A 21,412-nucleotide genomic window follows, 5' to 3' on the forward strand; every position below is an offset into this window, starting at 1 on the left:
TCTCAATGAATATATTTATATCAACAAATGCCGAGTAATAACCGACATTGTTCATTATACATTATTCCCTCAAATAAAAGAAACCGCTGCATATATTAAGCAATATAATATCAGTAATACAGCCGCTGTAGCGTACATAAGAATAACGCTTCTCCTGATATCGGCGTTCTCTATTTCTCTCTTGGCATCTCCGATATAGGGCTTATCATGAAGCTTTCCAAAATAAGATGTCGGACCCGCAAGTCGAATCCCAAGCGCACCAGCGCATACACTCTCGCACTGAGCGGAATTGGGGCTTGCGTGATTATACCTGTCCCTTATAAAAATCTTGACCGCGCCGCCTGCATCATAGTTTTTACTGTAATCTCCAAGAAGAGCCGCCGCAATTATCATAAACACCGCGCTTAATCTGGCCGGAACAAATGCAAACACATCATCGGCTTTGGCCGCAAATCTTCCAAAGAACATATACTTGTCATTCTTATATCCGATCATGGAATCCATTGTGCTTACCGCTTTGTAAATAAAAGCCAGGATCGGTCCTCCGAGCATAAGATAAAAAAGCGGGCAGATAACGCCGTCGTTGGTATTTTCCGCAACGGTCTCAACGGCAGCCCTCGCAATCCCTTTTTCATCGAGATTTTCGGTATCCCTTCCGACGATCATCGACACTTCTTTTCTTGCAAGCTCTATATCGTTCTTCTTAAGGGCCCTGCAGACCTTCATCGCCGCTTTTGAAAGACTTCGTGCCGCAATGCACTGCCAGCTCATGATTGCCATAAAAGCAAGCATAAGATAGCAATTTAATTTATAGCACAAAAAAATAATCGCAAAGGTCACCACACCGGCTACTGACGCAACAACAATCCAAAGAAACATACCTCTCCAAAAAATTGAAACATCATTCATGTCTTCTTTTCTGTCGCTATCCGCATCACCTACATGCTCGGTCTTGCTTTTTGTGACGGATTCCCCAAGCAGACGTTTCTCCAATACGCTTATTAATTTCCCTATAATCTGCACCGGATGAATAAGCCACATCGGATCTCCGAGGATCAGATCTATGATGACACCCGCAAATATCGCCACGGGGACATATTTATAATATGCACCGATAAATCCTGCCATTCAGACTCCAATCATCGCACAGACACATATCGCAACGGCCATCGCCGTCTCGCACAGACACACAAACCAGCCTGCGGTATCGCCCGTAATACCTCCAAGCTCCTTCTTGGTCTTTAAATAGTAATAACCAAATGTCAAAAGAGCTGTCGTTATAGCCACAACTCCGCCGATCCGTCCATATACAGCCATGATAAGCAAAATGATCGCAGCCTCTTTTACCAAGACAGAAAGACATCTCTTTTTGTCGGATCCTTCCGCAAAGGTATAAAGACTTCCCTCATTCTTGGCGCACGGAAAACTCACAACGGAAACCGCACTCAATGTCCTGGAAAGAACAAAACCAAGACATATAACTATAAAATATCTTTCTTCAAAACCTTTTTCCGACGAAATAATAATAGAAATCGCAGAAATATATACCGCGCACAACACAACCAATCTGATAACTGCGAACGCTCCGATATGCGGATCTTTCAGGATTTCCAGCTTTTTTTCTTTTTCCCTGTAAGAAGAAAAAACATCGCTGCAATCCATAAAGCCGTCAACATGTATTCCGCCTGTAACTATGAGCGGAATAACAAAAAACAAAAGCGTCGCGGCGAGAAGATTTATGTCAAACATCTGCGTGATCACGCAAAGGCCATAACACAGCGCCCCAATCACAATCCCGATCAAAGGAAAAAAGCATATGCTGTATCTCATATCCTCTTTTTCCCATTTAAACTGTGGCATTGGAATGCCCGAATACATGGAAAACGCTATGCAAAATGCTCTAAGTAGATTTTTCATCCCAAACCTTTCCCTTATCCTTATCCTATTTTAATTCCCTTACCGCAAAGTACACGGTAAACTTCTCTTTTCGCTCCAATCGCCTGCATGAGCCTTCCCGCGTCATCGCGCCACTTCCTGTCTTCCCTACTCATAGGTACTATTCCGCAAGTTATGTCTTCGACGATCAAAACCGCATCTGCAGGAAAAACATCCGCCAATTCATGCACATCCATACTCATAGACAGCGCCAGTCTCTCGACATGCTCGTATGCCCTGTATCCTGCGGGAATACTAACATTTCCGCCTATGATCTCCTCGCTGTCAAAAGAATATATATCATCATCATTAAGCTCAAACATCGCTTTAGCGAAAGCTCTTTTTCCTTGGGCTGCGCCTCCTACAATAAGTACGCCCTGCTTTTCGCCGCTCGGTTTTAATAAATCCATAAGCTCTTTATCCTCTGCTGCCTCGTCGCTTTTCTTATAAATAACGGGAATCCCCGCACACATCTCGATAACAAGATCGGCACAATCCGATACAGCTCTCTCAAGTTCTCCAAGACCTTCCCTGTACCAAAAAGTATCTCCGTCATAAACCGCGGAATCACTGTAGATCCCATCGCTTACAAAGATCAGATCCGCATCGTTTTTTCGCGTTTCATCCATAAGCGTCCCAAGCTCATCCGCCACTCTTTTAGGTGCTGTATTATCAGTATGGAATCTTCCGACCTCTTCCCCAAACATTTCGTTTGCAAGAAGCGCAGTCAGACTGTCTATAAGATACGTACCCGAAAGGCTGCCGCTTTTACCTGTTGACATCCCGGAAAGTGAGCCTATATCCGTTCCGATCTCCAACGTTTCAAACCCAAGTCCCTCTCTGTCCGCAACATGCCGTCTTATCCGTTCATCATCCTCTTCGCCCGTCGATCTCATTGTCGCAACATAGAAAAGCCTGCCTTTTTTTCTCTTCGACAAAAGCACTGCCAGTTTCTGTCCGATTCCGGATTTTCCGTTTTTACATCCGCCTGTTAAAAGAATTATCATCTGATTCCCTCTAAATACGAATCATCTATCTTGCCTTCTTCAAAAGTCGCCATATTGTTCATCATCGCACATGCCGCTTCTATCACAGAAAAAGCGACAACGCATCCCGATCCCTCTCCGAGGCCCATATTCAGATCAAGATACGGATTAAGTCCCAGTTCTTTTATCGCAAGCAAATATCCGGGTTCCTTGGATACATGCGACGGCAAGAGATATCCCGAAACCTTAGGGCATAGCTTCACTGAAAGAAGTGCCGCAACCGCTGAAATGTACCCGTCAATAACCGCTGCCCTTCCTGCTGCCGCGGCCCCTATAAAAGCTCCGCACATCGCAGCAATATCAAGTCCTCCGACTTTCGATACGATACCTGCGATACTGCCCAATCTATCTTCCGGGCTCGAATCAAGCTGTTTACTATCACAGCCCACTTCGCCAAGTCCATGCAGACCAAGCGCCTTCTTTATAACAGCCTTTTTCTTATCAAAAGACTCATCGGTAATCCCGGCGCCGCGTCCTGTTATACTGTCGGGATCTACGCCGGTAAGTGCACATAAGACCGCAGTGGAAGTCGTTGTATTACCGATGCCCATCTCACCGATTCCCACAAGATCAATCTTCCCTTTGAAATGCGCATCTTCTCCCTGCAAGATTGTATCACCAAACTCTGAGCCCCCGGCGATATTCATAGCGCACTCCGCGCCGACAAGCATCGCCCTTATACATTCAGCTTCTGTCATAGCAGGCTCTTTTGCTATATTTCCCGTACCTTTTCTGATATTTCTGTATACGATGCCTTCATCAGCATGAGCAAGGTCACACTTCTTTACAAGCCCCTCGTACTCTGCCTTTATTCCGACATCGACAACGGTTACATCCGCTCCAAAGTGCTTTGCAAGAGCCGCCATCCCGGTAATACCCTTTGTCATATTGATCGCCTGCATCATAGTAACTGACACCGGCGCCGAAGCTACGCCTTCATCCGTAACCCCGTTATCGGCGCAAAAAACAAGCACTCTCTTTGAAGACACGGTATTCTTCACACATCCCGTGATCCCCGAAAGCGAGGCCGCAATATCTTCAAGCTTCCCCATGCTCCTCGGAGGCTTAACAAGGCTGTCCGCATACTTTAAAGCCTTCTGCTTCGCCTCTCCATCGCATGTTTTTATGCTGCCAATTATATCCATCAGTTCTTTGCACTCTTTATTGTCCATACGTTTATTTTACACTCTATAAGCCATAAATTGCTTCAAAACTTCGCTCCTTTTAACAAAAATCTGTATGCTATGATATAAATGTCTAAAGTCATAATTGCAAAAAAGAAATAAATTATGTAGCAATTCGTATATCATACAGGTGACAGATTATGAAAAATACAGGCCATTTCCCACTTCATGGCGGAGAATATGAGAAAAGCCCAATAAAGCTGGACTACAGCGTAAACTTAAATCCATTGGGGATTCCGACAAGCATCCGGAAAACGCTCAAAATGTGCATTTCCTCTGCATCGGAATATCCAAGTCTTGATCAGTCTGCGCTTAAATGCCTTCTTTCGGAAAAAAGGGATCTTTCGAAGGAATTCTTTTTCATAGGTAACGGCGCCTCCGAAGTCATAACTCTTCTCACACAGGCAGTGGCTTCAGAAAGTCCCAAGGCTCTGATAATAGAACCCACATTTTCGGGTTATGAGAGAGCCCTTGCTTCACGCGGTTTTGAAATCCTTCACTTCAATCTTTTACCCGAAGATGATTTTGAGCTTAAGCCCGAAATACTGGATTTTATAAAAAGAAACAGTGACATGGATATCATCTTTGTCTGCAATCCAAACAACCCCACGGGAAGAACAATCTCTTTTGACCTGATAAAAGAAATCGCTAAGATCTGCAAGGATCTTGAGATTATCCTGGCGGTTGATGAATGTTTCATGGGATTTGTAAAAGAAAAAGAAGAAAAAAGCTGTATATCCCTTATTAAAGATAACGGTAATGTTGTGCTCATAGATGCCTTTACCAAGCTCTTTTCCGTTCCGGGAGTGAGGCTTGGATATTGCATCTGCAGCGACACGAAACTAATAGACAAAATGAATGCCCTCAAGCCTGAATGGAACGTTTCTTCAATTGCTGAAGCCGTCGGCATTTCCGCCCTTTCCACGGATAACGACGATTTTTTGAAGGAAGCTAAAGAGCTGATAGAGACGGAGCGCATTTTTTTAGCACGCGAACTTGAAATACTCGGCCTATCCGTATATCAAAGCGATGCGCCTTTCTTGATGTTCAGACTTCCGAAAGAGCTTTCAAAAAGCGCCCTGTCTTTTTACGAAAGGACAGCAAAATACCACGGAATACTGCTCAGAAACTGCGGTAATTTCCATGATCTTGATGATTCATACTATAGAATTGCAATAAGAAAACACGAAGATAATCTTGAGCTTATACAGACTCTGAAGCTTGTCCTTTCTTCTTTAAGCCAAGATAAAGGACAATAAGGATCGCGGCGGTCTCGACAAGGCAAGATACAAGCGTTCCCTCAATTCCGAAATTTATGTCATATGCAAAGCTGTTTCTTGCAGATGCAAGATCAAGCTTAAATATTGAAAATTCAAAAACGCCACCGCTGTTTGGAAGTCCGAGTAAAATGCTCTGAGAGAAATTCCAAGCGGCATGTATTGCCATCGCGCACCAAATACTGTCATAAAAATATACAAATAATGAGCACAGGATTCCGAAAAGCATAACGTTAACTATTCCCGTTACGGTAACACCATCATTAAAAATATGAAGAAGTCCGAACAACACAGAGTTTCCGACAACCGCTACCGCGTGATGTCTGTAGCTTCTAAAAAGTCTTTGATAAAGGAATCCCCTGCACGCCATTTCCTCTGCAGATGATTGTATAAACACCCCGATAAATACCACTAGTACTTTAAACGGGTCAAATGAGTTGAAATAAAGCGCAATATCCTTGTTAAGCATTGCCACCAAAGCACATGAGATATTCATCACAAAGCCTATCACCAATCCGATAATAAGCATCTTTATATTGTTTCCGTGTTCCTTGGTTCCAAGCTTGGGAATGATCGGCCTGTCAGGCTTAGACAAAAGCATGACCAGAAATGCCAACAGCCAAACTCCTATGAATGACCAGTAAACATAGTTTATAAAAACAAACGGATCTCCGCTTTTAATATTCGTATTGATCATACTAAGAGCCATAATGATCGATCCGATTATTATAGTTCCGATTATCGATCCGACAATCATTATCGCATACGTGATAATTAACGATAACAATGAAAAGTCATACCACTTAAAATTATCGCTGTGAATCTTCTTAAAAAACTCTTTCATTCATTACTCTCCTCTTATAAAAACATTATTTTATATTTATCTCAGAAACCTCGCAGTCACTGTATTCAGCAGAAAGTGAAAAGCTTGCCGCAATGTTATCCGTGACATATACCTTTTTATCTTCCGTAATGAGTATGGCTCCAAAGCCCTCATTATTTCTTGAACCTGCGGCATGTTCTTTAATAAATTCAATAGCCCCTTCCGTTCCTTTTACAAAAAGAGCTGTCGACAATCCGTCGCACATAAGACCGTTATTACCCACAACAGTCACCGAAACAATCCCGTTTTTAGCTGGTTTCCCGGTCTTGGGATCAAGAATGTGCCAGTAGATCTCACCGTCTTTTTCAAAAAATCTCTCGTATCCCCCGGACGTTATAACTGCAGTATCGCTTGCTTCAAGGACTCCGAGCACTCCGCTCTTACTGTCGGAAAAAGGACTCTTGATCGCTACTCTCCAGGGTGCCCCGTCAGGCTTATTTCCTATACACTCAACGTTTCCGCCAAGATTAATAAGTCCTGAGCTCACTCCGTTTTCCTTGAAATAATCTGCAAGATACGATCCCGTATAGCCTTTTACCACACTTCCGAGATCGATCTGCATATCATCCGAAATACTTACTTCATAGCTTCCGTCCGATATTTTTTTTACATCGATCTTCTTATAGTCTACATTTTTGATAAGAGCCTCAAGCTCATCATCGTCGGGAACTCTGTACTCTCCCGTAGTAAATCCCCATTCTTTAAGGACGGGATAGATCGATATATCAAGACTTCCGCCCGTCATTTCACAGGTACTTATCGCTTCCGAAAGTATCTGTCCCGCCTGCGAACTAAACTTAGCCTTCTTCTTGGTATTTAATACGCCTATGTCACTGCTGTCCTTGGTAACGGAAAGAGTATTTTCGATTTCCCTTATCTTTTGCTCGGCATCCGATAGAAGGCTCTCATCGCCACGGATCTCCAGCTCCATAACAGTGTCCATCGCAAATATGGTAGACGTATTCATTATCTCCGTCGACGTACATCCCGTCAGCATTACGGCACTGACCTCCAATACAAGAAATGCGGCACCTATGCAGTTGTTTTTCTTCTTTATATTTATATTCATCGTCATCTATTATAATTGATAAACGCACCTTTTCACTACTGATAATTTTTAATTATTTCCCATATGTTTTTTCATCTTGTATAATTCTGTTATACCAATCGAGGAGGAAATACAGATTATGAAAAAGAGAATAATTACAAGTTTGATCTTAACCGCAGCTCTTTCATTCGGAGTACTTACAGGATGCGGTGCAAAAGCAGAAGAAACACAGGCCCCTGCAGCAGAGGCGACTCAGGCTGAATCAGAGACAGAGCCCGCAGGAGAAGCAACAGACAACGCAGCTGACACAGATAAGACAATCACCGTAGGAGCTACACCTGTTCCTCACGCTGAGATTCTTGACAACATAGTAAAAGAAGTACTTGCAAAAGACGGATGGACACTTGAGACTGTGGTTTTCCAGGATTACGTTCTTCCCAACACTTCACTTGAAGCAGGCGAGATCGATGCAAACTACTTCCAGACACTCGGATATCTCGATCAGCAGAACCAAGACGCAGGTCTTCACCTTACAGCTGTAGCCGGAATCCACATTGAGCCCATGGGTATCTACTCACAGAAGTACACCAAGCTTGACGAGATTCCCGACGGCGCTGAGATCGGTATCCCCAACGACCCCGATAACGGTGCAAGAGCACTTGACCTTTTAGTTCAGAAGGGTCTTCTTACATCAAAGGGTTCTTTCGGAGAAGATTCAAGCTATACAGAGGATACTCTTTCAAAAGATAAGGATGCTAACCCTCACGGATACAAGATCACTCCACTTGAGGCAGCAAGCCTTCCTCTTTCACTTCCCGATCTTGATGCAGCAGCGATCAACGGAAACTACGCTCTTGAAGCAGAGCTTCCCGCTAAGTATCCCGCACTTGATATCGAGGAATTCGACGACGAGACAACAGTTAAGAGAACCAACTTCCTTGTAGTAAAGGACGGTGACCAGGATTCTGAGAAGATTCAGGCTCTTGTAGCTGCTCTTAAGTCAGACGAAGTTAAGACATACATTGAGGAAACATATAAGGGCGCAGTTATCCCTTCATTCATCGATCCTCAGTAATACAGAACGTAACCAAGTTAATTTGTGTAATATCATAAAAATCCTACCTTTCATATAATGTAAACCTAGATATGACACGTCTCATTTGCCGGTGACGTGTCATATTTGATGTTTAAATAAAATAATGCAATAATGATGACGGAGCAATTCATGTCATTATATTTACAGTAGACAGGTGGTTTAACTATCCATGATACAGATAAAAAACGTCAAAAAAACTTTTAACAAAACCGAAGTATTGAAGGGAATAAATATCGACATTGATAAGGGCGAGATCTTCGGCATTATCGGCCAAAGCGGTGCCGGTAAATCCACTCTCCTAAGGTGCATCAACGGCCTTGAATCCTACGACGAAGGTTCGATCGTTGTTGACGATACGCTCGTTGACATCAAAAACAAAAAAGTCCTTCGAAATTTGCAAAAAAGAATGGGCATGATCTTCCAGGGCTTTAACCTCTTGGAGAGACTCGATGTATATCACAACATCGCACTTCCCATGAAATTCTGGGGAATCCCTACCAATACTCCCGAGGCAAAAGAAAAGATCTTAAACCTCATAAAACTTGTAGGACTTGAAGAAAAAGTTCGTTCAAAGCCAAGGGAACTCTCAGGCGGACAGAAACAGCGTGTCGCTATAGCAAGGGCTCTTGCATTAGACCCCGATTTTCTTTTGTGCGACGAAGCAACAAGTGCACTCGATCCTGAGATCACAAAGGGCATCCTTGCTCTTTTACAAAAGATAAATAAAGAGATGGGCATTACGATCATCATCGTAACTCACCAGATGGAAGTGGTTAAGCAGGTCTGCAAGAAGGTTGCTTTCCTTAGTAACGGCAAGGTTCTTGCTGTCGGAAAGCCTGAGCAGCTCTTTGTATGGCCCAAGGAACGCGAGATCAGAGAATTCCTTCGCGAAGAAAGCGACAAGCTCCCTTCGACCGGAGTCAATCTCAAACTCTTTTTCTACGGCGAAGGCAATCAGCGTCCTATAGTTACCGAGATGTCCAGAGAGCTACAGACCAACTTCAACATCTGTTGGGCCAAGCTTGAAGACTTCAGAGAAGATGTCTACGGAAGTCTTGTACTCAACATGGACGAAAAAGATCTTGAAAGGGCATGTGCCTTTCTTGACAGCAAAGATGTAACGTGGGAGGTGATCAGATAATGTCAGGAATCTTATCGACAACAGGCATGAGCACAGTTATAATGACTGCCTTTAAACAAACTTTATACATGGTATTTTGGTCAACTCTCTTTTCGGTGATACTCGGATTTATTCCGGCCATAATACTTACGCTTACTGCTCCCGACGGACTTAAGCCCAACAAGATAGTGTATGAGATCTTAAGTTTTTTGGTAAACGTATTCAGAAGCTTTCCTTTTATCATCCTACTTGTAATACTTATTCCTTTTACAAGAATGGTTGTAGGAAAATCAATCGGAACAACAGCTTCTATCGTACCTCTTACCGTATCTGCGATTCCATATATCGCAAGAGTATTTGAGACGAGCCTTCGCGAAACCAATCCCGGAGTCATAGAAGCCGCAAGATCGTTCGGAGCATCAAATTTACAGATTCTTATAAGAGTTTATGTAAAAGAATCCATTCCGAGAATGCTTAACGGAATCATCCTTCTTGTTATCTCACTTATCGGATATTCCGCTATGGCAGGTACTGTCGGAGGCGGCGGAATCGGTGATATAGCAATCCGTTACGGCTATCAGCAGTACAAGACCGAATATCTTATTGTATGCTCGGTTATCCTGATCGCATTCGTACAGGCTATTCAGATGCTTGGAAATTATATGTATAAAAAGATGAGCTGATTATATTAAACAATAAATAAAGCCGGAGATGTCTAGTTTGACGTCGCCGGCTTTTAAAATACAATTCTTTATCTTTATTTATACTGCTGAAGCTTCTCGATAAAGGTCTGTGCCATATCGCTAAGCTCACTGCCCTTTCGGATGATATATCCGAGAGTGAGTGTCTCCTCTTCCTTGAGCTTAACGTGACGAATCTCTGAAGTGTTAAGGCTCTCACCGAGCATAGCCGCACCAACCGCGTATCCGTTAAGGCCAAGCATAAGCTCTACCGATGTAGCTCTTTCGTTGGTGCTTATAACCTTCTTGTAATCGTAGGTAGCAAGCGCCTCTTCTCTGTAATAGAAAGAAGTGTTGTCGCCCTGATCGAATACCATGCAAGGATAATCCTGAAGATCTTCAAGAGATATCTCATCCATGTCCGCAAGCGGATGGTCTTTTCTTAAATATACGTATGTGTCTCTTGTAAACAGCTCATGGAATTCAAGAGAAGCATCCGCAAAGATCTTCTTAAACATATTTCTGTTGAACTCGCTGAGCGCGATAACACCGACCTCACTTCTAAGGCTCTTGAGGTCGTCTATAACTTCACTTGTCTGAGTCTCTCTGATAGAGAACTGATACTCTTCAAGATCGTATTCCTTAACGGTATCTATAAATGCATTTACAGCCACGGTGTAATGCTGCATGGAAACTGAGAATGTAGGCTTATCAACCTTGGAATTGATGTACTTGTCCTCAATCTTTTCAAACTGCTCAACCGCACTCCTTGCATAAGCAATAAACGCGCCGCCCGCAACAGTTGTCACAACGCCGTTATGTACTCTCTGGAATATCTGGATTCCGAGCTCGTTCTCAAGATCTCTTACCGCACTCGAAAGTCCCGGCTGTGACACGTAAAGTCTGTCAGCCGCTTTTCTCATTGAGCATTCCTCATCAATCGCAATTACATATTTAAGCTGCAAAATTGTCATATGTATAATCTCCGAAATGAATCTTTATACATAATAACACATTGCCATATATTTAGTACATATTTTATACTCTGTCCCTGTCAGATCACATATGCATCCTGAGGGATGATCCTTGAAAGGAACTGCCTTGTACGCTCTTCCTTTGGTTTATAGAATATTTCTCCGGGCTTTCCTTCTTCCACTACAACTCCGCCGTCCATAAAGATAACCCTGTCAGCCACATCCTCGGCAAAAGACATCTCATGGGTCACTACGATCATGGTAATTCCCGTCTTTGCAACCTTCTTTATTACTTCCAAGGTTTCTCCCACAAGTTCAGGATCAAGAGCCGATGTAGGCTCATCAAAAAGGATCACTTCAGGCTTTAGAGCTACAGCCCTTGCTATTCCTACTCTCTGCTGCTGTCCGCCTGATAGCTGTGACGGATAAGAATCTTTCTTTTCGAGCATCCCTACATTTTGAAGGACTTCCTCTGCAATCTGCTGCGCTTCCTGCTTACTCTTTTTCTGAACCTGAACAAGTCCTTCCATTACATTCTGAAGAACCGTCTTGTGAGCAAACAGTCCGTAGTTCTGGAACACAAAGCCTGTATGTCTTCTCATGTACAGAATATCTTTTTTCTTGGGGTTCTTAAAATTTATGATCTTATCGGAAAACTTCATGGTTCCGCTGTCGGCCTTCTCAAGAAAATTTATACTCCGAAGAAGCGTAGTCTTTCCGGAACCGCTGGGTCCCAGTATTACTACCACTTCTCCGTCATCTACTTTTATCGAAACATCCTTAAGAACTTCCTGTTTCCCAAAGGATTTTTTTACACCTGTAAGTTCTATCATCGCCGCACCTCCTCTGTTCCAAACGCAATGTCATTGTGTGCATTAATATGCTCATATTTCCTACGTTTTCAGCCTGTCGCCACTTGCTTTAAATATTTTCCGCTGTTTTTCTCAGCCAGGTATCCTATCACCTCTATACCGATTCCTATAAGCCAGTATACAAGCGCTGCTGCCACATAACCTTCAAGATAACTGTAGTACAAAAGACTTGGCAAAAGAGCTCCCGTCATGATCTCAATGACTGAGATAGCGCTCACAAGATTGGATGCCTTCAATAGTCCTATCAGAGAATTCTGTAAACCCGGAAGTAATATAGGCACCATCTGAGGATAGATAACTCTTGTAAGTGTCTTGAACTTGCCAAGACCTATACTGTAGCCCGCTTCAAATTGCACCTTGTCTATTCCTCTGAAAGCACCTCTTACGCTCTCACTTACAGAACAACTTGTCCCAAGGATAAGTGCAAAATAACCTATTATGATCGGATCAACTTCGCTTATGGGCACTGTAATGTGAAGTACATTTGCCACATCTGCATAGCATGTCATAAATATGATGTTATACAAAAGAAGTGCCACCATAGTGGGTAGTCCCAGATATGCAGTCACAAACACCGCAAAGATCTGTGAAAGAACAGGTACCTTGTAATACCTTATCGTCGCTATGATTGTTCCAAGAACCAGACTTACAACAAAGGTGATCGCAGTAAGTTTGATGGTTACCGGAGCATAGGCTAGTGCTGACACAAGAGACTCCCAAAAACTTGATACACTAAAACTCATATCCCAACTCCTTAAACAAGTTTAATCTCTCCACCGCTCAGTTTCTTTTCTATGAGAAGAAAAGCTCCTTTTAACAGTAAGCTAAACGCAATATATATAAGTGCTGCCGCAACATACCCTTCAATAGTGTGGCCGGACGCCGCACCAATTGTCTTAGCTCTTCCCAAAAGATCTACGACTCCAAGCATAAATACAAGTGATGTATTCTGAAAAACTCCTATGAGGTCAACGCCATAATGCGGAATTGCCACCTTAAAAGCTTGCGGGAGCACAATCCTTACAAAGGTTTGTGCCCCCGTCATTCCTATAGAATATCCTGCTTCCGACTGAACCGCAGGTACAGATGTTATGGCTCCTCTAAATATCTCTCCAAGGAAAGCCCCCTCATTCAGAATAATCGCTATTTCTACAAATATCACGGGTTCAAGTCTGTTTAGATTGATCCCGAAAAGATTTAAAAATACTGTGCCGAGTACTATTGGGATTCCGTAAAACGCGATCATCATCTGCACCAGGAGCGGCGTTCCCCTCATAAAGGATATATACAATCCCAGTAAACCGCTTATCACAGGTACTCTTTGTAATCTAAGCACTGCTACAAATACAGCCAGTATAGTGCCAAGAAGCATTGACCAAAAAACAATGTGAAGATTAACAGGTAAACTTGAAATCACTTTAGGAAAGACATGTATAAATCTTTCAAGACTAAAATAATTACCCATATCTATTTATTCCTCTTCTGTAACGTCATATCCAACCCACTTAATTGCAAGCTCAGAAAGCTTTCCGTTTTCCTTAAGTGTCTTAAGAGCTCCGTCTACCGCATCTCTAAGTTCTGTCTCATCCTTGCGATACAGATAATAAGTCTTTGAATTGTTGATGGGTTCGCCTACAGACTTAAGCCATTCTTTTCCGTCATCGCTGAAGTTGGTATTCATCTTGATAACATCGCTCTTCTTAAGTACGGATGCTCTTGCTGCTCCTGACTTAAGTGCAGCAGCTGCTTCTTCATCTGAGCTACTCTCAGAAGTTACAAGAACAACTTCCTGACCCGGATGCTCCTCGTTCCACTTTGTAAGGATCTGAGTTGTGGCACTTGTTGAACCACCGGTTCTGATCTTCTCACCCGCAAGGTCTTCAAGGCTTGTAGCGTTATCATCTATAAGAACTGCAAGGTAAGTGATATATGACGTATAAGACTCTCCTGAGAAAAGATATTTCTCTTCCCTCTCGGGTGTGTACTCATACTGATGTGCTGCAAGATCAATCTTTCCTGATTCAAGTGAAAGAACCAGCTGATCGAATGCCATTGACTGATACTCAAATTCATACTGAGGAAGCAGCTCGTCGATTTCCTTTAGTACGTCATACTCATAACCAACAGCATCTCCATTTTCATCTATATAGCAGTAAGGATTGTAATTGGTTCCCGATCCTATAACTATCTTCTGCACCTGCCCGCTTCCTTCGCTCTGTGCTTCTCCTTTTATGTTATCTTCTGCTGCCTTTACTTCAGTATCAGCTCCCTGTGATACCTTTCCGCATCCTACTGCAGATAACATCATTGCGCCTACAAGCACTCCCGATAACAGAATATTTTTAATTGTTCTTTTTTTCATAATCGTCTCCTCTCGCTAACCTGAAATCAAAAGTTCACATGAGAAAACCGGAGATTACTGGTCCGCCTAATGGTGACGAACCACTAACCTCCGGTTGTCCGGTTAGTAAACATATGAGTTTGCTCCTTGTTTGCTTTTGTTGAGTTTAATATACAATAGCCTCCCTATTAGCACAATTACGCCAATCTTTAGGGAGGCTATAACTAAAAGTTATAATTCAATTTGAGTTTACTTGTCCCAGCCAAGAGCTTTCCTCTTGTCCTTCATATCCTGTACTATCTGCTTAGCAAGTGCTACAGGATCTGTATTTACGTTCATTGTTGAGCCAAGTAACTCTTTCGTACCATGCTTCAAGAACTCAATAACATTCTTGGATCCAAAGATCGGAGCCTCGACGCAGTGATAAGAACTGATTCCGTTAAGTCTGAATCCAAGAGCCGCATCAATTCCCTTCTCATTGCCCCACTCGGGTGATGAGAATGCAAAAGGAAGTTCATAAAGGTTCTTTCCAAGCACACCTGCAATTCCCGCAAATATACCTGTGGAACGAGTATTATCTATGCACTCTCCCACATGCCATACAGGCGGAAGATCCGGTTCAAGAAATTCTCTTAATGACTCTCCTGCTTTTTCTTTACCTGAGATCGCACAATATCCCAGTTTCATAAGAGGGAAGGATGCGCATCCGTTGGTAATGATGAGAACGTTGTTTTTAAGAAGCTCATCAGCAACATCAATGATACATTTTTCATATAATACCTTTGGATTATTGCATCCGACCATATTTACGACACCGAGGATCTGTCCCGATTTAATTGCTTCGGCAAGAGGCTTCATGCTTCCGAATCTCTTATGAACATACTCAACAGAGAATCCGACTTCTGCCTCAACCTCATACGGAGGAATGTAGACAGGCATTCCCTTTCTGATCTCAAAACTCTCGATCGCACGTCTTACTATCTTCTCTGCAAGTTCTTTGGTCTGACCTATATTGCTGTGATGATGATCGTATTCATATCTCTCGGCACCGGGAAGCCTTGCGGAATCACTTGTAGTTATAACCGTAGTCTTAAAGCACTTTGCAACATCCATGATCGAAGGGAATACATCCTGAACATCCGCAACCCACAGATCAAGCGCTCCTGTAGCAAGTACAAGTTCCGCGGATACCGCATTTGAAAGCGGAATAACACCACTGTCTCTGTACATCGCTGAAAGTCCCGAACAACAGATACCGTAGAATCTGATACCCTTAGCTCCTTTGGACTTGGCAAGTTCGATCAGATCTTCTCTCTTTCCCGCGGCAACAATCTGGCTTACAAGTGTAGGAAGATGTCCGTGTACGGCAATATTCACATAGCCCTTTTTGAGCGCTCCGATATTAACTTTGGATGTAACTCTGTCACCTACTCCAAATAAAGCATCAGTTGCTATACCTGCACCGACAACCCCGGAAAAAGTAAATGCAAGACCGCAGCGAAGGAACTGCTGCATGATGCTCTTCCAGTCGCCGTCCGTTGCGCATCCCGACTTATGATAGGCTTCAAAGACCTCATGATATGCACTGATAGGAAGAATATCTAACTCTTCCCATACCTTTTGCCTCTCGGGAAGCGCACAGGCCTTTATTGTCTTATAGTCATCGGGGACACTTCTGGACATATCTTCAAGCAAAGCATCTGCAAGATCTTTTGCAACATTCTTAAGCTGTCTGTTCTTTTGCTTTATTCCAAAAGCTTCCGCCGTGCTCCTTATCTTTTGCTCGCCAAGGATAGGGATATCAAGTTCACCCTCTGCAACTTTTTTCAAAGTAAGCATGACTTCTCTTGCATGCATACCATGTTGAGCCGCACCTGAAGCTGCCGAACGCAAAAGATTTCTTGCAACTATCAGATCCGCATCCGCACCGCAGACACCTCTCTGCGCCTTCGCTGTAATATGACAAGGTCCCATATTGCAGATCTTACAACAGGTTCCGCTAAGTCCGAATGCACACTGAGGCTTCTGCGCATCGAATCTGTCAAAGGTTGTATCTATTCCGATCTGCTCCATTCTAAGGATCATCTCGCGAACGGCGGGATCGGGTGTATTGTCAATCACATCCTGCTTCGACGGAAACGTCTTTCTGTATTCCGCCACGGCGTTCATGTAATCCTTGGTAAAATCCTCAGGACTACTCTCTCCGCCATGGTCACTTGCCTTAAGCGTAACCGTCGGAATTCCATGCTCATCGAAACCTATAAGGTTTCTGTGAGAGTGAATATGTGACAGTCCGTTTTTGCCGTGATGATGGTGATGTTCGTGTTCATGCGAATGTGTATGACTCATTTTTCCTACCTTAACCTTAACTTAAATTGTATATTCAATATCTTCTTCTACCTTCATCTGAAGCAGATCGAAGATCTTGTCTCTTATCAGCAAAAAGTCCCCGCTTGTTCTGTCTCTGAAATGATGAATGGGAACCGTGATAACACCTCTTACTTTGCCGGGATTAGGTGTCATCACAACTATCCTGTCCGCAAGATAAACCGCTTCCTCAATATCATGGGTTACAAAGATGATAGTCTTCTTTTCGTTTTTGCAGATATCAAGGATATCATCCTGAAGCTTCATTCTGGTAATGGCGTCCAAAGCTCCGAAAGGCTCATCCATGAAGATGATATCAGGTTCCACTGCCAGAGCTCTCGCTATGGCAACTCTCTGTTTCATACCTCCCGAAAGCTGCCTCGGAAAACTGTTTGCAAAATTTTCAAGCTTCACAAGCTTAAGATACTCTTTAGCAATTTCTTTTCTGCGCTTTTTATCTATTCCTTTTGACTCGAGACCAAGCTCGACATTTTTGATGACCGTGCGCCACGGAAGTAATCCGTAGTTCTGAAATATGGTAACATTCTTTGTACTTGGCGCAGTTACTTCGTTTCCATCTATCTTAACGCTTCCGTGATTAACGGGATCAAAGCCCGCAATAGCATTTAAAAGTGTACTTTTTCCGCAGCCCGAAGGTCCCAAAAGGCAGATAAACTCGCCTTTTTCAATATCAAGATTTACATCCGACAAAGCCGTGAATTCCGCGCCGTTTTGTATGAAGGTTTTTCCTGCGTTTTCTATATGAATATATGACATTACTGCTCTCCTCCCCAGGCTTTAAGAATTCTTTTTTCCAAGAGACCGATAAGGAAATCCAGTAGCAGTCCTATAAGCCCTATTACAAATATTGTTGCCAAAAGAATGTCAGCTCTGATATTGTTTCTCGCATCAATGATCTGGAAACCAAGTCCTGACTGCGCGCCTACCATCTCGCCGGCAACAAGGAATATCCATGCACTTCCAAGAGCCAGATGAACTGCATTGGCAATCTGAGGGAATGCCGCCGGAAGGATCACCTTCCACATAAGCTGAGGCTGCCTGATTCCGAAATTATCCGCAACTCTGAAGTACATATCGTCGATCTTACTTACAGCTGATACCGTAGAAAGCAGTACCGGAAAAAACGCTGCTATAAAAATGATTACAATAGCAGGAAGATCTCCTATTCCAAAAAGGAGCACCACAAAAGGCATCCACGCTGTCGGAGATATCGGTCTGAGTAGCTGAAGCGAAGGATTAACATAATTAAAAACCTTCGGAAGGCTTCCAAGGATAAGTCCAAGAAAGACTGCTATTAAAACCGATAATCCATAACCTATCACAAATCTGTACATACTTGCAGCTATAGAAGCTATGAGCGTTCCGTCAGCGATCATTTCGCCCAAAGCCTGAATTGCCATCAAAGGTGACGGAAACAGAGCCGAACTGTAATCACTTACAGTAAATGCAAGCTGCCAAATTCCCAATAATATAAGTATCGATACAACAACATATTTAATAGAGAGTAATTTTTTCATCAAGTCCCCTTACTTATTACCCGGTCACTAAACAATCACAAGTAATATAATCAAAAATCTGTCTTTACAAAATCAGAGTATGCAGGCGGATTATCAGAAAGCCCATATTCTTTAACCTTATCAACGAGCTTGTTATACTGTTCCTCTGTGATATCAAGGTCGTCATAAGAAATCCACTTTAAAGAAGTTTCAAGTACATCGTCTTTCTGCTTAAGATATTTTCCCGCAATCTTCTTAGCTGCTTCGGCATCAAGATTATTACCCGCTGTCTTGTAACCTTCGACAAAAGCCTTGGCTGTATCCGCATGCTTATCTATAAAATCATCCGTTAATACAAGTGCGCAGCAAATCGAATCCTCCCAAAGCTCCTCAGAGGTATACAGTACTTTTGCTTTTCCTGTCGAAACGCCTACGGCACCGAAAGGTTCCGCAACGCAGTAACCGTCTATTGTTCCCGTAACGAGCGCAGACGGCATTTCTGTCGGAGCAAGTTCAACGACGTTAATATCATCGATAGTAAGTCCGTTCTTTGCAAGTGCATCATTTACCAAAATATTATGTGAAGACTGGCGATGCGGAATTGCAATTGTTCTTCCCTTTAAGTCTGCTCCGTCCTTAACTTCATTAGAAACAATGAGAACATTTCCGTCTTTATGTCCGAGAGCAACAGCTTTGATACCTACGCCTTCAGCTTTTGATTTCATTGCAAGCTCTATAAGAACCGATGCTCCGTCAACCTTACCCGAATTAAGTGCATCCAAAAGTTCGGGCCAGGATCCGTATTTAACAAGTTCAACATTAACCTTGTCATTATTTGCAAGTTCATCTGCTTCTTCCAACACGGCAAGTGAATGTGTTATGGGAAGATATGCTATCTTTACTGTCTCTTCTGCCTTAGCACTGCCTCCCGCTTTGGCACTTGCATTTCCGTCTGTATTGTTTCCGCATCCGGCCAACGCAAGCACTGCGGTTACCAGTATTGTTAATAATAGGTGTTTTTTCATAATAACTATCCTCCACTATAATTCCTTTTACCTACTAGGTCAATAGGGTAATTTGTATTGATTGAATAATAACACACGAAAACGGAAGCGAAAATTAAAGATTGCTTATAGCGAATGATAATTTGAGCTTATAAAAAAGAGCAAAGCAGGTTTTTACACCGACTTTGCTCTTCTTATATTTTTCTTATCCTCTTCTTAGACTTATGTGATTATCTATCTTGTTGAAATACGTTGCGATCTTGACGATTGCTTCATCTACGCTGCACTCTACATCGAATCCCGCAATGGCTTTTTTCTCAAGCTGCTTTTGTGCTTGGAATCCGATCTTCTTGCAGACAAGGCTTCGGCAATCCGAAATAAGTTCGACTTTCTTAAGCGCTCCGTCGCCACCTCCGCAGCCGCCGTGGCCACCGTTTCCGCCGCAACCTCCTTGGGAACCGTCGCCGCAACCGTTCTGCGCTCCTGCGCATCCGCTTATCTGAGTCCCGGAAGCATCACTTTTATTTTCATTCTGTACTCCTGCGTTGGTGTTTTCGTCTTCAACAAACTCTCTGTATTCTTTTTCTTTATAATCGGTTCCGTCTACTTCGTAGATATGGAACCCCCTAGCAGCACCAAAGCCAAGGTCTACGTCCTTGGCATTTGATGTTGCGACGGCAATCAAATATGACATCGCTTTACCTCTATCAATTTTTAGAAACAACAGTTTATGGCAGAACTGTGTCGTCGCCTTAGTTAAATCTCTGTGATGCTACTGTGTAGATATCCTCGATAAGTCTGATACCGCCTTCGTAGCCCACAATTGCATCATTAAGAACTATCTTGTCCTTAACGGGCCATGAGATGTTGAGGAAGTTACCTTTGAGATCCTCAGTTACTTCTTTATCATAGTAGCCGCCAAGTACAAGAGGATATCCATGATAATCATGATTCTTAATCTCTTCATGAATCTTGTATCCGTCTGTTTCAAACACAACTTCTGCTTCAAGACCGTAGTTGAGCTTTTTGAACTCCTCTGTTATAGCCTCTCTGTACTCCTTGGGAGTATCATCAGTAATGAACTGCTTAGCAGGCACAAGTCCCAGATCATTTGTAAGGAACTTGGTGATGCCAAGAGCATACTGAGCATCAGCAACAACTGAGAACTGCTTGTTGATTACTCGGTTCTCAAGGAACAGATCCGCAAATCTCTCGATGAGATAGTAGTAATAATTCTCATGCTCTGTTATAACATCCTCTACAAGCTTCTCATCTACTCCTGCAAACTTTCCTACTTCTCTAAGGAACTTACTTGTCTCGAAAGCTCCGATAGGAAGTGTATTGTAGTGAAGATAAGGTGTTCCGAGTTTTTTCTCAAGCTTCTTTACATTCTTAAGTGAAACCCAAGGAGAAACAAGAAGGTTGAACTCAGCAGAGGCAATCTTATCTACGTTCTTTATTCCTCTCTGATATCCAAATATAGTATTGGGTGTAAGACCTATCTCTTTTAACAGTTTCTCAAGTGCTCTTAAGTTTCCAAGCCAGTAAAGATCCTGATAAGGAACATCAGCCCAGATATTTACAAGACCCTTTTCCTTCTTATCAGTCTTCTTTATGTACTGGTCAATGATCGCATCAATAATCTGCTCATGTCCCTTGTAGTTGTTTCCTTTAAATCCTGCTGTAGGAGCGTAGATTACAGGCTTATCCGCATCTGCAAACTCAGATACAACTTCTCCTGAATCATCACCTACAATCTCGGGGATACATCCTGTAAGTACAACGTACATGTCCGCATCGATGACCTTAAGCGCATTATCGATGGTTGAATGAAGCTTTTTTACACCGCCGAATACAACGTCTTTTTCATTGATACTTGTACATGGAAAAATATTTGGTGAAAAGTATCCGCTGCTTCCGTTTCCGTCAGAGAGCTTCTGAGCACATCCGGGGCCGGAGTGAAGAATAGGGATAGCTCTTTCAATTGCCTGCACTGTCTGCATTGCACCCAGCGCACATTTATATCTTTGTTTATCAAGTAACTTTGCCATTTAAATCAGCCTCCGTG

Annotated in this window: 21 protein-coding genes; 4 read left to right on the forward strand and 17 right to left on the reverse strand. The window is 42.8% G+C overall.

Going from position 1 to position 21,412, the window contains the following annotated elements; translation table 11 throughout:
* Positions 1-69: 69 nt before the first annotated feature.
* The 4 genes from cbiB to cobT are packed head-to-tail and all read right to left on the reverse strand — an operon-like array spanning position 70 to position 4,153.
* On the reverse strand, positions 70-1,128 hold the full coding sequence (cbiB, locus tag D6853_RS02005) for an adenosylcobinamide-phosphate synthase CbiB (RefSeq protein WP_120656129.1): 1,059 nt from the start codon (positions 1,126-1,128) through the stop codon (positions 70-72).
* On the reverse strand, positions 1,129-1,917 hold the full coding sequence (locus tag D6853_RS02010; RefSeq protein WP_120656130.1) for an adenosylcobinamide-GDP ribazoletransferase: 789 nt from the start codon (positions 1,915-1,917) through the stop codon (positions 1,129-1,131). It lies immediately after the preceding gene.
* Between the two features lie 20 nt (positions 1,918-1,937).
* Positions 1,938-2,942 carry a bifunctional adenosylcobinamide kinase/adenosylcobinamide-phosphate guanylyltransferase gene (locus D6853_RS02015; RefSeq protein ID WP_120656131.1) on the reverse strand — a complete coding sequence of 335 codons (1,005 nt, stop codon included), beginning with the start codon at positions 2,940-2,942 and terminating at the stop codon, positions 1,938-1,940.
* On the reverse strand, positions 2,939-4,153 hold the full coding sequence (cobT, locus tag D6853_RS02020) for a nicotinate-nucleotide--dimethylbenzimidazole phosphoribosyltransferase (RefSeq protein WP_120656132.1): 1,215 nt from the start codon (positions 4,151-4,153) through the stop codon (positions 2,939-2,941). Before cobT ends, D6853_RS02015 begins: the two co-directional genes overlap by 4 nt.
* Before the next feature lie 152 nt (positions 4,154-4,305).
* Here cobT and D6853_RS02025 point away from each other — a divergent pair, with 152 nt between their 5' ends.
* Positions 4,306-5,424, forward strand: a complete 1,119-nt coding sequence (locus D6853_RS02025; protein ID WP_120656133.1) for a pyridoxal phosphate-dependent aminotransferase — start codon at positions 4,306-4,308, stop codon at positions 5,422-5,424.
* Here the strand turns inward: D6853_RS02025 and D6853_RS02030 are convergent.
* Positions 5,369-6,286, reverse strand: a complete 918-nt coding sequence (locus D6853_RS02030; protein WP_120656134.1) for a CPBP family intramembrane glutamic endopeptidase — start codon at positions 6,284-6,286, stop codon at positions 5,369-5,371. The genes D6853_RS02025 and D6853_RS02030 overlap by 56 nt on opposite strands.
* Before the next feature lie 25 nt (positions 6,287-6,311).
* The gene (locus D6853_RS02035) at positions 6,312-7,394 is read right to left on the reverse strand and encodes an FAD:protein FMN transferase (protein ID WP_158588641.1); all 1,083 of its coding nucleotides are present in this window, start codon (positions 7,392-7,394) and stop codon (positions 6,312-6,314) included.
* Positions 7,395-7,512: 118 nt separating this feature from the next.
* On the opposite strand from D6853_RS02035, the gene D6853_RS02040 reads away from it, so the two are divergent.
* The 3 genes from D6853_RS02040 to D6853_RS02050 all read left to right on the forward strand — a co-directional run bounded on the left by D6853_RS02040 (position 7,513) and on the right by D6853_RS02050 (position 10,272).
* On the forward strand, positions 7,513-8,448 hold the full coding sequence (locus D6853_RS02040) for a MetQ/NlpA family ABC transporter substrate-binding protein (protein ID WP_120656136.1): 936 nt from the start codon (positions 7,513-7,515) through the stop codon (positions 8,446-8,448).
* A 190-nt stretch (positions 8,449-8,638) separates the two neighbouring features.
* Positions 8,639-9,610 (forward strand): methionine ABC transporter ATP-binding protein, encoded by a 972-nt coding sequence (locus D6853_RS02045; protein WP_120656137.1) that lies wholly within the window; start codon positions 8,639-8,641, stop codon positions 9,608-9,610.
* Entirely contained in the window at positions 9,610-10,272 is a 663-nt protein-coding gene (locus D6853_RS02050) for a methionine ABC transporter permease (protein WP_330392941.1), read from the forward strand. The genes D6853_RS02045 and D6853_RS02050 overlap by 1 nt, the downstream gene beginning before the upstream one ends.
* A gap of 74 nt (positions 10,273-10,346) precedes the next feature.
* Here D6853_RS02050 and D6853_RS02055 read toward each other — a convergent pair whose 3' ends face one another.
* The 11 genes from D6853_RS02055 to D6853_RS02105 form a co-directional block, all read right to left on the reverse strand.
* Positions 10,347-11,243 carry a LysR family transcriptional regulator gene (locus D6853_RS02055; RefSeq protein ID WP_120656138.1) on the reverse strand — a complete coding sequence of 299 codons (897 nt, stop codon included), beginning with the start codon at positions 11,241-11,243 and terminating at the stop codon, positions 10,347-10,349.
* Positions 11,244-11,323: 80 nt separating this feature from the next.
* Positions 11,324-12,076, reverse strand: a complete 753-nt coding sequence (locus tag D6853_RS02060) for an amino acid ABC transporter ATP-binding protein (protein ID WP_120656139.1) — start codon at positions 12,074-12,076, stop codon at positions 11,324-11,326.
* Between the two features lie 68 nt (positions 12,077-12,144).
* Positions 12,145-12,858, reverse strand: coding sequence for an ABC transporter permease subunit (locus D6853_RS02065; RefSeq protein WP_120656140.1), 714 nt, complete (start codon positions 12,856-12,858; stop codon positions 12,145-12,147).
* A gap of 11 nt (positions 12,859-12,869) precedes the next feature.
* On the reverse strand, positions 12,870-13,580 hold the full coding sequence (locus tag D6853_RS02070; RefSeq protein WP_120656141.1) for an amino acid ABC transporter permease: 711 nt from the start codon (positions 13,578-13,580) through the stop codon (positions 12,870-12,872).
* A 6-nt stretch (positions 13,581-13,586) separates the two neighbouring features.
* A complete protein-coding gene (locus D6853_RS02075; protein WP_120656142.1) occupies positions 13,587-14,477 on the reverse strand; it encodes a transporter substrate-binding domain-containing protein in 891 nt (296 codons plus the stop codon).
* A gap of 228 nt (positions 14,478-14,705) precedes the next feature.
* A complete protein-coding gene (cooS, locus tag D6853_RS02080; RefSeq protein WP_120656143.1) occupies positions 14,706-16,805 on the reverse strand; it encodes an anaerobic carbon-monoxide dehydrogenase catalytic subunit in 2,100 nt (699 codons plus the stop codon).
* A 21-nt stretch (positions 16,806-16,826) separates the two neighbouring features.
* Complete coding sequence (locus D6853_RS02085) at positions 16,827-17,600, reverse strand: ABC transporter ATP-binding protein (protein ID WP_120656144.1); 774 nt, start codon at positions 17,598-17,600, stop codon at positions 16,827-16,829.
* On the reverse strand, positions 17,600-18,361 hold the full coding sequence (locus tag D6853_RS02090) for an ABC transporter permease (RefSeq protein ID WP_120656145.1): 762 nt from the start codon (positions 18,359-18,361) through the stop codon (positions 17,600-17,602). The genes D6853_RS02085 and D6853_RS02090 overlap by 1 nt, the downstream gene beginning before the upstream one ends.
* A 50-nt stretch (positions 18,362-18,411) precedes the next feature.
* The gene (locus D6853_RS02095) at positions 18,412-19,365 is read right to left on the reverse strand and encodes an ABC transporter substrate-binding protein (protein ID WP_120656146.1); all 954 of its coding nucleotides are present in this window, start codon (positions 19,363-19,365) and stop codon (positions 18,412-18,414) included.
* Positions 19,366-19,549: 184 nt separating this feature from the next.
* Positions 19,550-20,038, reverse strand: a complete 489-nt coding sequence (locus D6853_RS02100; RefSeq protein WP_120656147.1) for a hypothetical protein — start codon at positions 20,036-20,038, stop codon at positions 19,550-19,552.
* Between the two features lie 58 nt (positions 20,039-20,096).
* Positions 20,097-21,395, reverse strand: coding sequence for a nitrogenase component 1 (locus D6853_RS02105; protein WP_120656148.1), 1,299 nt, complete (start codon positions 21,393-21,395; stop codon positions 20,097-20,099).
* Between the last annotated feature and the right edge of the window lie 17 nt (positions 21,396-21,412).

The sequence above is a fragment of the Butyrivibrio sp. X503 genome, from assembly GCF_003625475.1.
In the GTDB taxonomy this organism is placed as follows: domain Bacteria; phylum Bacillota; class Clostridia; order Lachnospirales; family Lachnospiraceae; genus Butyrivibrio.